At 72.1% G+C, this 14,021-nt stretch carries 20 protein-coding genes and 1 pseudogene; 5 read left to right on the top strand and 16 right to left on the bottom strand.

The window, feature by feature from the left end; genetic code table 11:
• Positions 1-19: 19 nt before the first annotated feature.
• From G5V59_RS34890 to G5V59_RS34870, 5 genes and pseudogenes are all read right to left on the bottom strand, one after another.
• A complete protein-coding gene (locus G5V59_RS34890; RefSeq protein ID WP_278259515.1) occupies positions 20-1,144 on the bottom strand; it encodes a hypothetical protein in 1,125 nt (374 codons plus the stop codon).
• Positions 1,144-1,863: pseudogene (locus G5V59_RS34885) on the bottom strand (response regulator transcription factor). Before G5V59_RS34885 ends, G5V59_RS34890 begins: the two are co-directional and overlap by 1 nt.
• A gap of 512 nt (positions 1,864-2,375) precedes the next feature.
• Positions 2,376-3,005 carry a sulfatase/phosphatase domain-containing protein gene (locus tag G5V59_RS34880; RefSeq protein WP_278259514.1) on the bottom strand — a complete coding sequence of 210 codons (630 nt, stop codon included), beginning with the start codon at positions 3,003-3,005 and terminating at the stop codon, positions 2,376-2,378.
• Positions 2,992-3,306 carry a hypothetical protein gene (locus tag G5V59_RS34875; protein ID WP_278259513.1) on the bottom strand — a complete coding sequence of 105 codons (315 nt, stop codon included), beginning with the start codon at positions 3,304-3,306 and terminating at the stop codon, positions 2,992-2,994. Before G5V59_RS34875 ends, G5V59_RS34880 begins: the two co-directional genes overlap by 14 nt.
• 2 nt (positions 3,307-3,308) lie before the next feature.
• The gene (locus G5V59_RS34870; protein ID WP_278259512.1) at positions 3,309-4,088 is read right to left on the bottom strand and encodes a hypothetical protein; all 780 of its coding nucleotides are present in this window, start codon (positions 4,086-4,088) and stop codon (positions 3,309-3,311) included.
• Positions 4,089-4,301: 213 nt separating this feature from the next.
• Between G5V59_RS34870 and G5V59_RS34865 the strand changes: the two genes are divergently transcribed.
• From G5V59_RS34865 to G5V59_RS34850, 4 genes are all read left to right on the top strand, one after another.
• On the top strand, positions 4,302-4,526 hold the full coding sequence (locus tag G5V59_RS34865; RefSeq protein ID WP_278259511.1) for a hypothetical protein: 225 nt from the start codon (positions 4,302-4,304) through the stop codon (positions 4,524-4,526).
• Positions 4,527-4,635: 109 nt separating this feature from the next.
• Complete coding sequence (locus tag G5V59_RS34860) at positions 4,636-5,040, top strand: hypothetical protein (protein WP_278259510.1); 405 nt, start codon at positions 4,636-4,638, stop codon at positions 5,038-5,040.
• Positions 5,037-5,240, top strand: a complete 204-nt coding sequence (locus tag G5V59_RS34855) for a hypothetical protein (protein WP_278259509.1) — start codon at positions 5,037-5,039, stop codon at positions 5,238-5,240. The genes G5V59_RS34860 and G5V59_RS34855 overlap by 4 nt, the downstream gene beginning before the upstream one ends.
• Before the next feature lie 256 nt (positions 5,241-5,496).
• Positions 5,497-6,384: a hypothetical protein gene (locus G5V59_RS34850; protein ID WP_278259508.1), complete on the top strand. Its 888-nt coding sequence runs from the start codon at positions 5,497-5,499 to the stop codon at positions 6,382-6,384.
• Here G5V59_RS34850 and G5V59_RS34845 read toward each other — a convergent pair.
• From G5V59_RS34845 to G5V59_RS34825, 5 genes are all read right to left on the bottom strand, one after another.
• The gene (locus G5V59_RS34845; RefSeq protein ID WP_278259507.1) at positions 6,324-6,548 is read right to left on the bottom strand and encodes a hypothetical protein; all 225 of its coding nucleotides are present in this window, start codon (positions 6,546-6,548) and stop codon (positions 6,324-6,326) included. The two genes, G5V59_RS34850 and G5V59_RS34845, sit on opposite strands and share 61 nt — an antisense overlap.
• Positions 6,549-6,709: 161 nt before the next feature.
• A complete protein-coding gene (locus G5V59_RS34840) occupies positions 6,710-7,249 on the bottom strand; it encodes a hypothetical protein (RefSeq protein WP_278259506.1) in 540 nt (179 codons plus the stop codon).
• A 62-nt stretch (positions 7,250-7,311) separates the two neighbouring features.
• Positions 7,312-7,563 (bottom strand): hypothetical protein, encoded by a 252-nt coding sequence (locus G5V59_RS34835; protein WP_278259505.1) that lies wholly within the window; start codon positions 7,561-7,563, stop codon positions 7,312-7,314.
• Positions 7,560-8,327, bottom strand: coding sequence for a hypothetical protein (locus tag G5V59_RS34830; protein WP_278259504.1), 768 nt, complete (start codon positions 8,325-8,327; stop codon positions 7,560-7,562). Before G5V59_RS34830 ends, G5V59_RS34835 begins: the two co-directional genes overlap by 4 nt.
• Positions 8,328-8,379: 52 nt before the next feature.
• Positions 8,380-9,291 carry a hypothetical protein gene (locus G5V59_RS34825; RefSeq protein ID WP_278259503.1) on the bottom strand — a complete coding sequence of 304 codons (912 nt, stop codon included), beginning with the start codon at positions 9,289-9,291 and terminating at the stop codon, positions 8,380-8,382.
• A gap of 497 nt (positions 9,292-9,788) precedes the next feature.
• Here G5V59_RS34825 and G5V59_RS34820 point away from each other — a divergent pair, with 497 nt between their 5' ends.
• Positions 9,789-9,983 (top strand): hypothetical protein, encoded by a 195-nt coding sequence (locus tag G5V59_RS34820; RefSeq protein WP_278259502.1) that lies wholly within the window; start codon positions 9,789-9,791, stop codon positions 9,981-9,983.
• Positions 9,984-10,067: 84 nt separating this feature from the next.
• Here the strand turns inward: G5V59_RS34820 and G5V59_RS34815 are convergent, their stop codons facing one another.
• From G5V59_RS34815 to G5V59_RS34790, 6 genes are all read right to left on the bottom strand, one after another.
• Positions 10,068-10,352 carry a hypothetical protein gene (locus G5V59_RS34815; RefSeq protein WP_278259501.1) on the bottom strand — a complete coding sequence of 95 codons (285 nt, stop codon included), beginning with the start codon at positions 10,350-10,352 and terminating at the stop codon, positions 10,068-10,070.
• A 638-nt stretch (positions 10,353-10,990) separates the two neighbouring features.
• Complete coding sequence (locus tag G5V59_RS34810) at positions 10,991-11,860, bottom strand: hypothetical protein (RefSeq protein ID WP_278259500.1); 870 nt, start codon at positions 11,858-11,860, stop codon at positions 10,991-10,993.
• A 69-nt stretch (positions 11,861-11,929) separates the two neighbouring features.
• Complete coding sequence (locus G5V59_RS34805; protein ID WP_278259499.1) at positions 11,930-12,478, bottom strand: hypothetical protein; 549 nt, start codon at positions 12,476-12,478, stop codon at positions 11,930-11,932.
• A 91-nt stretch (positions 12,479-12,569) separates the two neighbouring features.
• A complete protein-coding gene (locus tag G5V59_RS34800) occupies positions 12,570-12,701 on the bottom strand; it encodes a hypothetical protein (protein ID WP_278259498.1) in 132 nt (43 codons plus the stop codon).
• Positions 12,698-13,273, bottom strand: coding sequence for a hypothetical protein (locus G5V59_RS34795; RefSeq protein WP_278259497.1), 576 nt, complete (start codon positions 13,271-13,273; stop codon positions 12,698-12,700). Before G5V59_RS34795 ends, G5V59_RS34800 begins: the two co-directional genes overlap by 4 nt.
• A complete protein-coding gene (locus G5V59_RS34790; RefSeq protein ID WP_278259496.1) occupies positions 13,264-13,965 on the bottom strand; it encodes a hypothetical protein in 702 nt (233 codons plus the stop codon). Before G5V59_RS34790 ends, G5V59_RS34795 begins: the two co-directional genes overlap by 10 nt.
• Positions 13,966-14,021 lie beyond the last annotated feature (56 nt).

Raw genomic sequence — 14,021 nt, 5'->3', positions numbered from 1 at the left:
CCGGTGGAGGCGGTGCCCGTCACCGGTGACCTCGATCGGCTCGCCGTCGTCGGGCAGCGCGATCTGCCAGCGGTGCGCCGGATCGACCACCCGGGCGTCGTCCACGGCCTCGAGCAGCAGACGGGTCAGGTCGACCGGCTCCTCCGCGAGCGGCCGGCCGGCGTCGAGGCGCGCGAGCAGCAGCAGGTCCTCGACGAGCGCGGTCATCCGCACCGCCTCCTCCTGCACCTTCGCCAGCGCCACCGCCGCGGTCTCCGGGTCGCCCTGGCGCCGGGCCAGGCTCGGTGTAGCCGGCGATCGTCGTCAGCGGGGTGCGCAGGCTCGTGCGAGGCGTCGGCCACGAACTGGCGCACCTGCTGCTCGCTGCGGTGCCGCGCGGACAGCGAGGACTCCACGTGGGCGAGCAGGCTGGTTGAGCGCCAGGCCCACCTGGCCGGCCTCGGTGCGGGGATCGGTGAGCCGCTCGGGCACCCGCTCGGTGACCCCGATCTCCCCGGACTCCAGGGGCAGGCTCGGCGACCGCGTGCGCGGTGGCGGCCACCTCGGTGAGCGGCCTCAGGCTGCCGTCGTACGACGGCCGTGCCGGCCACCGCCGCGGCCAGGATCCCGAGCAGCGCCAGCGCCGCCTCCCACCGCAGGAGCGAGGCGGCGGCGTCGTCCACGTCCTCGGTGGGCAGGCCGACCACGACGGTCGCACCCTGCTGGCTCTGCGCCGACACGATGCGGTAGCTCGCCGAGCCCCGGCAGGCTCGACCGTGCGCGGCGTGCCGCGGGCGCCCCGCTTCAGTGCGGTGGCCGCGTCGCTGGAGAGAGTCGGGTCGGCCTGGTCGTTCCGGCCTGAGATCACCCAGCCGTAGGCCCGGTCGTCGGTGTAGAGCAGCGTGACGAGGCCGATCTCACCGAAGCGGAAGCGGACGTCCGGCACCTCGCCGCCCGACGGGACCTCGGGAAGGCCGGTCCCGCGCGGGCCCGGGCCCTCGGCGCGGTGCAGGGCGTCGGTGAGGTCCCCGTCCAGGCGGTCCATCTGGTAGGACCGCATTGCCAGCGTCGTCACCGCGCCGATCAGCACGATCACCACGGCGACCAGGGCCACCGCGGTGACCACCAGCCGTGAGGTGAGCGAGCGCGGGACGAGGTGCCGCATCAGCCCGCCGGCTTCAGCACGTAGCCCGCGCCGCGCATCGTGTGGATCATCGGCTCCCGGCCGGCGTCGATCTTCTTGCGCAGGTAGGAGATGTAGAGACCGACCACGTTCGCCTGCCCGCCGAAGTCGTAGTTCCAGACCCGGTCGAGAATCTGGGCCTTGCTCAGCACCCGCCGCGGGTTGCGCATGAGGTAGCGCAGCAGGCTCGTACTCGGTGGCGGTCAGGTTGATCTCCTCCCCCCGCCCGGGTGACCTCGTGGCTGTCCTCGTCGAGGACCAGGTCGCCGACCACCAGGGTGGAGCGGCTCTGCTCGACGGCGGTGCCCGCCCGTCGTACCAGGGCCCGGAGGCGGGCGACCAGGCTCCTCCAGCGAGAACGGCTTCGTGACGTAGTCGTCGCCGCCCGCCGTCAGGCCGGCGACCCGGTCCTCGACGGCGTCGCGCGCGGTCAGGAAGAGCACCGGCACGCTCGGGTCGTCGGCCCGGATCCGGCGCAGCACCTCCATCCCGTCGTAGTCGGGGAGCATCATGTCGAGGACGACCACGTCCGGCCCCTGCCCGCGAACGGCGGCGACGGCCTCGCCACCGGTGTGCGCGGTCTCGACGGCCCAGCCCTCGTAGCGCAACGCCATGGCGACGAGACCGGCGATGTTCACCTCGTCGTCGACCACCAGGGCGCGCAGGGGGGTTCCGTCGGGGCGGGTGGCGGTCTCGGTCATGGCTTCACACTCTGCCACCATCCTGTGCCCTTGCTGTGTGCTGCTTGTGCACACGGATAGGACTTCCATCGCTGGGCCACAGGCTCCGCACAGTCGCGCACGGCAGGCTCTGCGTCCATGAGCGAGAACCAGAACCCCGCGCCGGGCTCGCCCGCGGACCCGGCCGGCCCCGCCGCCGAGGACGCACCCCCTGCCCCGCCGGCAGCGACGGCCGCCCCCGCCGCCCCGCTGCCGGCGGCCGGGCCCGTCCCCACCAAGGTGCGCTGGCGCGAGCGCGCCTTCCACCTGCGCGCCGTGCTCGCCGTCGGGCTCGCGAGCCTGGTCGTGGGTGCCGGCGCCGGGGTCGGCACGACGCTGCTCGTCGACGGTCATGGCGACGGCCCGGGCCGGCACTGGATGGACCACGGCCGCGGCCCGGGTGGCGGCTTCCCCGGGCCGGGCGGCCGCGACGGCGGCCCCGGGTTCCGCCAGCAGGCCCCGCCCCAGCAGGACGCGCCCCAGCAGCAGGCTCCTCAGCAGCAGCCGAGCCAGGGCTCCTCGAGCCTGAGCCTACCAGCCGTACGCCGCGTCGAAGCCCCGCCAGTAGGCATCGGTGTCCCGCGCGTTCTGCGCCGGGCCGGCCAGCGAACTCGGGAGGCATCTTCGGGACGCACTCCCGGCCCTTGCAGTCCTTGACCCGCAGCCACAGGTCGTCGAGCACCTTGCGCACGGCGGCGTACCGCGGGTCGTCGGCGACGCTGTCGTCCTCGCGCGCGTCGGTGGTCAGGTCGTAGAGACTCGGCCTGCCCGCCGCGGTAGCGGGTGAAGGAGTAGCGGCTCGTCCGGATGCCGATCGTCGTACGGAGGTCGGTGAACAGGGGGTCGCGGCCCCGGGCGGTGAAGACCGCCTCCGTGACGATCGGCGTGGTCCAGCCCTGGTCGCCGTCGACGAGGGTCTTCACCCGGCTGGAGCCGTCGGCCAGGACCGGCGCCTTGGCGTCGCCGAGGTCGAGGATGGTGGCGGTCAGGTCGACCGTGCTGATCGGGTCGTACCGCTTCTGGGCGGTGCGCAGGCCGGGCCCGGTGATCAGCATCGGCACCCGCAGCGACGGCTCGTGCGCACGGACCTTGGTCATCCCGAGACCGTGCTCACCGATGATCATCCCGTTGTCGGAGGTGAAGGCGAAGACGGTGTTGTCCCACTCCCCCGAGCGCTGCAGGCTCCGCGACCAGGCGGGCGATGTTGCGGTCCATGACGTAGACCGCCTCCGCGCGCCGGCGGGTGGCGTAGAGCAGTGCGGCCTTCGCCTCGTCGCCCTCGGGCTGGTAGCGCTGCTGCAGCGCGGTCGGCTTGTCGCTGACGTCGGTCTCGACCGGCTCCCCGGTCTTCGCGATGCCGGACGCGCGGGTGATCCGCTTGTCGAACTTGCCCCGCACCCAGTCCGGTACGGCGGGCGTGACCACGCTCAGGCTCGTGCCCGTTCTCGTCCTTGACCACGACCGGCTCGTCGGGGGCGTTCGGCGTGCCGTGGTGGGGTGCGACGTAGTTGACGTACATGAAGAACGGCTTCGGCTGCTTCGCGAACCGCTTCGCCATCGCGACGGAGAAGTCGCCGATCACGTCGCTCTGGTAGACGCCGCGGTAGCGGTTGTCGATCTGGCCGTTCACGTTGAACGGGGTGTCCATGTAGTCGTAGGTGTTGCCGTGGATGTCGGAGTCGCCCGGCGGCTCGACCGCGGCACGCCAGTCGTCCCAGCCGTTGGGGACGTAGCGGGCCGACGGCTCGTCGGTCACCTTGGAGCGGGCCAGCCCGTAGCGGTTGAGGTACTTGCCGATGAAGCCGGTGCGGTAGCCCGCGTCGTGCATCGAGGTGGCGATGGTGCGCGAGTCGTCGAAGGCGCCGTAGCCGTAGGGCGGGTCGTGCCACCACACGTGGTGGTTGTGGGCGTACTGCCCCAGCAGGAACGACGCCCGGGCCGGGCAGCACAGCGGGAACGGCGAGAAGGAGTTCTCGAAGGTCACCCCGTGCTCGGCGATCGACTTTGCGCAGGTTGGGCGCGAAGGCGAGGTCGTCGGTGCGCATGTCGTCGGACATCACGAGCACGACGTTCGGCCGCTTCGGCAGCGTCGTCGGCTGGGTCCGGCCGTCGGTGGCGACCGCCGTCGGCACCGGACCGGAGAACGCCGGCTCCGGCGGCTTGGACCGGGGCTCGGACCGCCCGGCATGGACCACCAGCACCAGCACGAGGCAGGCCACCGCCCCGATGGCGACAACCGCTCCCCACGCTCTCCCCACGGACGCGCGCATCCAGACTTCCTCCCCGACGACGAAGCGACACCCTACGGTCGGGGAGACGCTCCTGCCGTCATTTCGGTTGCTTCCGAGCGCGCTGTGAGGGAAATCCTTGCGCCCTCACCAGAGAAGGCTGGGCAGGGGTGCACTGTCTAGACTTGCCGGGTGCGGATCCTCGGGGGGTGGGCGGTACGACGCTCGGTGCGCGCGCTCGTGCGCGAGGCCGGCATGGAGCCATTGCGGCTGGAGCACGCCGACGACGGGCTGACCGTGCACGTGCGGCTCGGCCCGGGCCCGCAGGACCCGGTCGGGCTGTTCCGCGCGGTCGGCGCCCGGCACCCCGGCCTGCGGCTGCGGGTCGTCACGGAGACGACGAAGCCCCGCCGGTGAGGACCGACGGGGCTGGGTGGCTCCCCCGATTGGACTCGAACCAATAACCCTGCGCTTTCCAGTAACCCCAGGTCAGAGGCCTGTCGCCACCGCCGCGACGGCCTGCATCGTGGTCGACCTCGACGCCGAGCGGCGCCGTCGGCGCAGGCTCCCGCGCCGCGCTCGCGGCGGTGCCGAGGAGTGCGTCGTGAGCACCGCGACGAGCCTCACCGGCACTCTGTGCCGGGCCTGCGGCACCATCGACCCGCGCACCGAGGACCTCGAGGCCAACGGCACGCAGTGCGCCCGCTGCGGCTCCGTCCTGTGGCGGCGCCTGGATCCGGTGCACGTCGACCTGTGCACCGACGACGGCCGGCCCTACGGGGTGGTGTGCGGCCCCTTCCCGCTCGTCTCGGGGCCTGGGCTGCCGGACGCCGCGAGCGACTGGTTCGCCGTCGGCGAAGCGACGCTGCACGTCGAGGTGATCGACGACCTCATCGCCGCCCTGCAGCGCATCAAGGAGGCTGTGCGGTGATGTTCCCCGTCGTCGGCCTGGTGGAAGACGCAGACGGCAGCGGCTGCGAGTTCGCGCTGTGCCGGAAGCCGGCCGACTACCGTGTGTCGCTGCCGCAGCAGGAGCCGACGCAGGTGTGCTCGGTGCACGTGACGCCGGTGGTGACCTGGGGCTGGTCGGGCGAGGACGACTTCCCCGTGATCGAGCGGCTCGCCGGGTAGACAAAATCCGGGCTGCGACGAAGGTCACGTCGTGCCTAGAATTGTCGCGCGGCTGGAAGTGGTCGCGCTCCGGGATGCTCCCGACACCTGTTACCACCCGCCCCGCGGCCTCCCCCTGCCGCCGGGCGCCTGATCCCGGAAAGGCGGGACCATGGTCGTGATGTCCGACCTCGCTCTGGCGCAACCCCTCGGGAGCCAGCAAGGTTCCGGCATGTCGATCTCGGACGCTGTTGACAGCGCCACGGGGAAGACCAGCGTGGCGGTCGCATGGGCGCCAGCGCTGCGCCGCTTCCAGACGTGGCAGCGCGCGGGCACCTACTCCCCCGGGACGGTCCGGCTGTACGCCTACCGCCTCGGCGACCTGGCCGACGCCTTCCCAACGCCGGCGTCGGTCACGACCGAGCACCTCGAGGCGATCCTGGCCGAGCACCAGGAGTGGGCGCCCAGCACGAAGAAGAGCGTGCGCGGCGCCTGGTCGTGCTTCTTCTCGTGGGCCTACCGGACCGGCGTCGTACCGGTGAACCCGGTGCTCGCGCTGCCCAGGATGAACGTCCCGACCACCCTGCCGCGGCCCGCACCCGAGCGGGTCGTGCGGGGCGCGCTCGACGGCGCTGATCGCCGCCTCGAGTCGATGCTGATGCTTGCCGCCTTCGGAGGCCTGCGAGCGTGCGAGATCGCGCGGGTGCACCGCGACCACCTCGTCGAGGACCTCGTCGGGCACTCGCTGCACGTGCTCGGCAAGGGCCGCAAGGAGAGGTTCGTCCCGGTCGCCGGAGATCTCCTCGAGCGGCTTCTCGAGGTCAAGGGGTGGGCGTTCCCCAACCCCCGGACGGGCAACCACATCACGCCGGGCTACGTCAGGCTTCCTGCTCTCGAAGGGCCTTCCGGAGAAGTGGACGGCCCACACGCTGCGGCACCGCTACGCGACGTCGGTGTACGCCGGCACCGGGGACCTGTTCGCCCTCATGGGTCTGCTCGGGCACTCGCGGCCCGAGACGACGATGCGGTACACCAAGGTGCCCGGGGTGCGGGTGCGGGCGGCCGCGGCCGCGGCTTCCAGCCTCGCGGCGTAGAGCGCCGGGGTCACACCGGGACCGGGACGCCGCCGGGGTCCGTGTCGTCGCTCGGCGGCTCCTCGATGTGAGACACGAGGGTCGGCAGCGGCACGGCGAACTTGGCCTGCAGCGAGGACAGGAAGCCGGACTGCTCACCGACGGATGTGCCGGCGGGGAATCCGATGCGGAAGCCCGTTCCGCCGACCATCTGCTCAATGGTCACCGGGCCGATGCCGGTCTCGCCTGTGACCACGGCTGCGTGGTACTCCAAGTTCTCGAGCTGACCCTTTGGCGCTTCTCACCCGTGACCGCCAGGTAGGGCAACCACGTCGCGAGTGCGTCGTCACGGCCGGCGTCTGTCAACCCGCGGTGCAGCACGAGGTTCCGTAGGTTGCCGGAGCCTGAGAAGGTCGTTCAGGCTTCGACGAGAAGTCGGCGTCGGCTTCCTGGCGTAGGGCGCGGACGTGGGTCAGGATCTCTTCGACGACCTCCTCTAGGCCGCGTGCCGGCGGCGCCGCGCTGCCGGTGTCCGCGGGGATCGCCTGCAGCGCGTCGTCGAGCCTGTGGCCAGAAGGTGTCGAACTTGCGCTCGACGATGGCCTTGTCCATCCCGAGCGCGTGCCCGATCGAGGTCACCATCTTCTTCACTCCGGCGGCGTCGAGCACGGCGGCCTGGAACTGCGTGAGCGGCCCGGTGAGGTCGGAGATCCGGAGGTCGACCAGCATCGGCATGACGTACTGGACGGCGTCATCGATGACCTTGCTGAGCGCACCGGCCTCGAACGTGATCCAAGGCGCGTGCTGGTTGGCAGCGGTCACGATGATGACACCGAACCGCGCCCCGGCCAGTTCGTCCTCGATGCGCTGCAGGGGCCGCGTTCCACCGAGGATGTCGGACTGCGACATGAACGGCTCGGCTGCGTCGAAGACGTCGTCGAGCCAGGTTCGCAGCACCTCGGCGATGGCGCGCGAGTGTGGCCCGGACCAGGCTGATGAAGATCTTCACGACGCCGACCTTAGTCAGAACAGGGTCGGTCCGTCCTGCCTGGACTCGACCAGCAGGTCCGGATGCAGCGTCGCGAGTCGGTTCTCGGCCTCCCTGGCGAGCCTGCAGCGCGGTCTCGTGGTCCACCTGCATCCGGCGCACCGCGACCGGCCCGATGGCCGCGGCGTGCGCCGCGGTGAGCAGACTCGAGCTCCCGGCCCAGGCGTTCGTACTCGGCGCGCCACCAGCGGGCCTCGGCCTGCAGGTCCTCGGCGCGGGTCACTCGTCGACCACGGCGTCAGCGATCGCGTCGGCGGCGTCGTCCGCGGCCGCGGCGTAGAAGCTCATCGTCGTGGCCACCGAGGCGTGGCCCATGAGACCGGCGAGCGCCTTCGGGTCCTTCGTGCGCTGGTAGGCCAGCGAGCCGTAGCGGTGCCGCAGGCTTGTGGTACGTCGCATCGACGCCGGCGGCACGGATGGCGGCGTTGACCTTCCGGCCGAGCGTGTCGGGCGCCCAGGCTTGCTCAGTGCCGGTGACGACGTTGCCGCCGTGGTCGGGCAGCAGGCTCCTCGATCAGGCGGGTGGAGAACTTCACGAGCCGGGTCTTGCGGCCCTTCCCAAGGACGCGCGCGACCCGGGTGTCGGGGTCGATGTCGGACCAGGCTGAGCCGGGCGGCTTCCTCGCGCCGGAGGCCGGCCCACACGGCGAGGTACATCGCCCGGCGCATCGGGCCGTCGTCCTTGACGTGGGCGATGATGAGGTCCCACTCGCGACGGGTGACAGGTCGGGGCGCGCCGGCGCCGGCCTTCGGGGTCGAGATCCGGACGGTGGGGTTGTCGGTGCGGCGCTCCCAGACCTGGCACCAGGTGTAGAAGGCTGCGCAGGACGGCGAGGCTCGTTGGCGCGCGAGGAGTCCTTGAGGTGCTGCCGGCCGTCCCACCAGGCCTCGAGGTCCTCGCGGCTGATCGTGCCCGGGGTGCCGACGGCACGAAGCACCGTTCGCCGGCGCTTGATGGTGTTCCTCGGCGTCCGCTCTCTCTCGCACCAGTCGAGGTAGTCGCTGGCGATGGGGTCGGTCAGCGGTTCGGCGTGGCGCGTCATCGGCGGCGACCGCTGCGGCGCGAGAGGTGGCGGGTCTGGTGCTCGAGGAGGGCGATGGGCGGCGCCGGGTGCGCGCCGACGGGGCAGGTCGCGAAGTGGGTCATGCCGGCGTACTCAAGCGGACGGTCGATGTTCTCTCCCTTGTGGAGGGCGCGGGCGAGCAGGCGGCCGCGGGCGACGGGCTGGGTAATCGCGATGCGGCCGGCGAGGTCCTCGCGCGGGTCGAAGGGCTGCAGGCTTTGTTGCCCGGGCCGTTGGGGCCGGCGACGGTGGTCGCCCACACGATCGGCCTTCCGCACCCGTGGCAGGTGCTGCGCGCGATCGGCGCGGCCGGGAGACTCACGGAGGCCGTCTCCGGGCGTCGACGACGCCGCCGGCCGCTCGGGCGCGGCTTCGGCCTGGGGCTCGAGCTCGGCGGCGAGCGGGTCGCTCGGGCCGGGGTCGACGGAGCCGGCCGGGCCGTAGTCGGTGTCGTCGAGGTCCCAGAGTCGATCGCTGTCGACGTCGTACACCTGGTCGACCTGGCAGTCGGCGCAGCGGAAGGCGAAGAGGCGCAGGCTGGTCCCGGGCGCCGTGCTGGTGCACGACGCCGGCGTTGACCAGGCTGGCCCTCGAGCGAACCGCAGGCGCGGCAGGCGAGACTCGTCGAGGGGGAGGTGGTAGTCGAGCGATGTCCGGTCGCTCTCCCAGCCTCGCCAGGTCACCGGGTGGCCGTCCCAGGTGACCGGGAGATCGTGGAGGCGCCCGGGCGGCCGGATCACCGCACGCCGCCGATCAACCGGTCGGTCAGTCTGCTGGATCTCCCGGAAGGCCTCGGCCAGGTCGACCGGCACCGCGCGCCCGCCGACCTCCACCCAGCCGAGGTCGGTGCTGACGCCGTAGGCTTGTAGATCCGCCGGAGCGCCCACTTCTCGCAGATGTAGGTGACGCGCTTGCGGTGGATGCCGAGTCGGCGTCCGGCGTCGCGCGGCAACTGGCCGGCGACCACCGCGCGCCAGAGGGCGTGCTCGTCGGGCTTCGCGCCGGCGGACGGGCCGCGGGCGCCTCGGGTGGTCACTGCGTGGTGAACATGGGTCCATCGTGGCGCCCGGGCGCGACGGTCCCCAGTGCGCCGCGCCGTGCGGATACGGATAACTACCGTTATCCGTCTGTTTCGACCGGCCGCCGTCTAGGGTCGCGGCCATGAGGAAGACCTTGCTCGCCGGCGCGCTGATGACCGCTCTGGCCGTGACCGGCTGCTCGAGCTCGAGCGACGACGGAGGCGACGACCCCAAGACGAAGACGCCGGCCCCGACCTCAGAGGCCGCCGAGCCGACCACCGAGGCGGCCGCGCCGATCACGGCGCAGCAAACTCGCGAAGTGGGAGAAGGACAACGGGATCGCCAGCAGCGATTGGGCCGGCCTGGTGACCGACGTCGTACCGACCGACCTCTGGCTCGAGGTGCGTACCAAGATCGCGAACGACGGCGACGCCGAGGCTGCCGCCCAACCGATCTGCGGTGGCTACTCGACGATCGCCTTCGACTACCCGAAGGTCGACGTCGTGCGCGTCGTGGCCAGCGACGGCACCCGCATCGCCATGTGCGGCCCGGGCGCCTGACGGCACCGGTACGACGAGAGCCGCCCCCGCCCAGCCTCCGTCGGGAGGCGAGGCGGGGGCGGGCGGGACGCCGCACGGCTACTCTCAGCGCACGGTCACGCTCCCGGCGTGCAGGGTGACGCTCTCGTCGCCGTCGACGAGGCGCACGAAGACGTCGTGGAGCCCGGGGGCCGGCATGTTGTCGGTGCTCACGAGGAGCGTGGCGATCCGCTTGGGGCCCGGGATGCCGGACCAGGTCGCGGGGTGCCACGGGCCAGCGTCGTCGAAGCCGATGAGGACCTCCTGGTCGACGAGGTCGGTCTTGTTGGCGACGCGGACCTCGAGGAGGTCGGTGTCGCCGCGGCGCAGGGTTCGGCGGTCGCTGGCCATGGGTACCTCGATTCGGGCTGTTCGCAGTTGTGGGAGCAGGTCGGCGCCTCGTGCAGGCTGGCAGGGTCTCGGCGCGGCGTCGTGTCGGTACGACGCCGGCGGCGGTATTGACGAAGGGGTTGTCTCGCGGTGCGCCGTCTCGGGCCATCCCGGTCGCGGCGAGCAGCAGGCTGGCGGTTGCCGCCGCCTGGCTGGTCGCGCCGGCGACGGCCCACAGGCTGAGGGTGCCGGCGCCGCCAGCCGACGGAGGAACTCCTGCGGTCGCTGTCGCGGTGAGAGCCGCGATAGCCAACCCGGATGGCCGCACCGTCGCGCCTCCCGCCGCCGTCAGGGTGAGCGCGGTGATCCCCGCGGCCGCCGCGGTGGCGGAGGCGCCCGCCGCGACGTTGACGCCGGCGGCCCCAGCGGTCCCGCGGCCGGCGTCGCCGGCGGCTGACAGCGCGACCACAGCATCGCCGGCGGAGACGGCCCGAGCACCTCCGGAGGCGGCGACGTCGACGGACGCACCCGCAGACCCACCGGCGCGCGGTCCTGCGGTGCCGAGGACGTCGACCGCGGCGTTGCCAGCCGAGGAGGCCTGTGGAACGGCTGCCGCCTGCAGGAGGACGATCGCACCTCCGTCGCCCGGGGCGGCGGACTCACCGGAGGCGCCGACCACGACGGTCGCGCTTCCGGCGCCGACGCCGCGGGCGGGAGCGCTGGCGGTGAGCTCGAGGAGGGCCGCCGCGGCGGGGGTCGCGCGCCCGGCGCCCGACGCCGAGATGGTGGTGCTCGCGGCGCCGCCTGCGCCAGCAGCGCCCGCGGCGGTGGCGTTGAGCGTGACCGCGCCGGCTGCTGAGCCTCGGCCGGCCGCGGCCGCGGCTGCGGTGAGGGTGACTGAGGCCGACGCGGACGCGGTCGCCGGCGCGGAGTTGATGACGACGTGCACGCCGGCGTACCCGTTGCTCGAGGAAGACGTCCAGGTCTTCGTACCTGTCGCGCCGGTGCCGATGGCCTGCGTGGCGTAGGCGGCCGCGCTGTTCGCCCCCGCGGAGTCGTCGGCCCCGAGCGCCATGCCCGCGGGCGGGGTGCTCGACGGCGCGATGTTGCCGTCCTTGAGCAGCACGCTGACCAGGAGGCCGCCCCGTGTCGCGGTGACGGAAGGGACGGCGGCCGTCGTACCGGACCCGAGGACCGCGGCGTGCACGTCGATGGGCGTGCTGGGGTCTGCATCGGCGATCCGCAGGAGGATCACCGAGAAGGTGGAGGCGTTGAAGCCGGCGCGCACGAAGGTGTAGGCTCGCCGGTTCCGAAGAGCCGGCGGTCTTGGTAAGCACCCAGGCGTTCGCTCCCGAGATCTGGGTGCTGGTGAAGCCGCTGCAGGAGACCCCGCTGGGTGTGCCGCCGAAGGTGGTGGCGATCGCGACGAGGAGATCTCCTGCAGCGGTTCCGGCCGGGCGGTTCGCGACCGCGTTGGGGTTGAGGGTGGCGATGTCGCCGACGGTGTACGACTGGACGTTGACGACCACCGGCGCCCCCTCAGCCTCAGGTGGCGGAGACCGTCAGGGCGCCCGCGGCCACCGTGATTGTCGCCGCGGTCACCCCGGACGCGAGAGCGCCGCCGATGCCGTAGGTGCCGGCGGCGGAGGCGGAGCCTGGTGCCGAAGTGGGTCACCTGGGTGGTGCCGTTGGTCGTGAACGTCATCGACGCGCTGTTGGTCTTGGTCCCACCCGAGGCCGCGTTCCACGTGCAGGCCTGGCGGGCGTACCCGCCGCCGGCGAGACTCGTTGGCGCCGGTCGAGCCGGGGGCGGCCGAGTTGAGCGTGACGAAGTCCATCGTCTTGACCGTGCCGTTGGCCATGCCGTCGAGAGCCTGGTTGGCGGCCGTGGTGCCGATGTTGGGCATGTCAGGCTCTCCTGCTCGAGCCTGGTGCGCGACGACGACGTCGGCGTCCTTGACGTACTCGAAGTCGCCGTCGACGTCGGGGTGTCCGTTGGCGGCGTACTCCCGGGCGATCAGGTCGGCGACCTCGGCGGCCTGCTCGGGGGTGTCGACGATGGCGACCTGCGGGCTGACGTCGACCTTGGTGCCGTCGGCCAGGGCGACTTGGCCCGCGATCGGGCCGGTGAGGACGGCGTGGGTCATGCGGTTCTCCTTCGGGTGGGTGGTTGGTCCCGAGACGCTGGTGGGAGGACGCTCAGGTCCAGACGAGGCCGGGCCGGCGCGGGAGCCTGGTTCAGGCTCGTGCAGCACGGCGTTGGTGACGAGGCTCCTCGAAGGCGTCGTTGCCGTGGGCGTTCGCGCCGTCGTAGTTGGAGATGTGCAGGGCGCGGTCGTAGCCGTAGTCGGCGATGTCGACAGCGATCACGGACTGGTCGGCCGGCCAGCGGCCGACCTCGGCGTCGATGAGGTCGTTGTAGAGCCTGGGTCTTGGCCCAGGAGGCTCCCGTGGCCGCGTTGGCGGTGTAGTACGCCTCCGGCAGGTGCACCTCCTTCATGAGCACCGTCGTCAGGGGGGTGAGCGACTCGACGAGCAGGCAGTCGTTCATCAGCATCTTGTTCGCCCCGGAGCCTGGTCACGACGACCTCGTGCCACCCGGCCGGGAGAGTGCCGAGGTCGACGGCGAGGTTGCCAAACCGGAGGTCGAGCCATCCGAATCGGTGCTGGTCGGACGTCGTGCCGACGATCGGGGAGCCACCGTCGATGACGATGGAGTAGCCCGCGCCCCCTGTGCCGCCGAAGGGCGCTCCTCCGGCGACGTACTCGGCGTCGTCGACGCCGACCGTGCACCAGTGGATCCGCCTGGGCTGGGGCAGGTTGAACACCCAGGAGATGGCGTCGCCGGCGGTGGTGGTCTTCACTCCCAGGCCGGCCGACAGAGCAGTGTTGCTGGCCGACGACCAGGTGCCGATGTGGACCGGGCTGAACGTCAGCAGCACCGTGCCCGAGCTGGTGGCGGCGACGTCGACCTGGCTCGTCCTGTTGGAGGAGAGCCTTGAAGCCGCCGAAGCCGCCGTTGATCATCTCGCCGACGTAGGTGCCGGCCGGGATGCCGGGACCCTGCACCTGCATCCCGCGGTACCACGGGGAGGCGATGTTGTTCGTGACGAGGGGGGAACCGCTGGTGAGGGTGTAGGCTGACGTTCGAGGCGGCCTCGATGCGCATCTCAGGCCGGGACAGGGCGGTGAACGCGTGCAGGCCGTTGACGGCTGAGGCACGGGCCTTCGCCGGGGTGCTGTTGCGGTCGCTGCGCCCGTCGTACAGGGCGTTGTTGCCGAAGGGCCAGTGCACGAGTACGGCGCCCTGGTTGTCCTTGTTGACGAAGGTCGACGGGCCGACGGACGGCGACCACTCGTTCTCCGCCCCGCCCTGGCGGGAGGTGGTCGCGATGGTGCCGAACGCGATCGCCGCTGTGTCGGTGACCTGGAAGCCGCCCACAGAGGCGTTGAAGTAGAAGCCGGACCCCATGCGGCGGCGCAGCCGGTTGAAGTGGATCCGCTGTGCCGTGACGCCGACGCCGCGGGACGGGCCGTACTGGAAGATGGCCCGTCCTTCGATGATCTCGTTCGGCAGGACGTCCTCGAGCAGCATGGTGACCTTGTTGCCGACCTGGTCGACCTCGGTGCCCACCGTGGCGATGGCTGCGGTGACGGTGTCGGGTCTGGTCGCCGACGGTCGCCTCGACC

The sequence above is a fragment of the Nocardioides convexus genome (assembly GCF_011090295.1).
Note: the sequence above shows the minus strand (reverse complement) of the source record. Positions and strands in the feature narration are given on the sequence as shown.

Bases quoted from the DNA above. Each gene is read 5' to 3' on its own strand.
- G5V59_RS34890 (WP_278259515.1), bottom strand. From the start codon at position 1,144: ATGCGGCACCTCGTCCCGCGCTCGCTCACCTCACGGCTGGTGGTCACC.
- G5V59_RS34880 (WP_278259514.1), bottom strand. From the start codon at position 3,005: ATGATCATCGGTGAGCACGGTCTCGGGATGACCAAGGTCCGTGCGCAC.
- G5V59_RS34815 (WP_278259501.1), bottom strand. From the start codon at position 10,352: ATGGCCAGCGACCGCCGAACCCTGCGCCGCGGCGACACCGACCTCCTC.
- G5V59_RS34805 (WP_278259499.1), bottom strand. From the start codon at position 12,478: ATGACCCACGCCGTCCTCACCGGCCCGATCGCGGGCCAAGTCGCCCTG.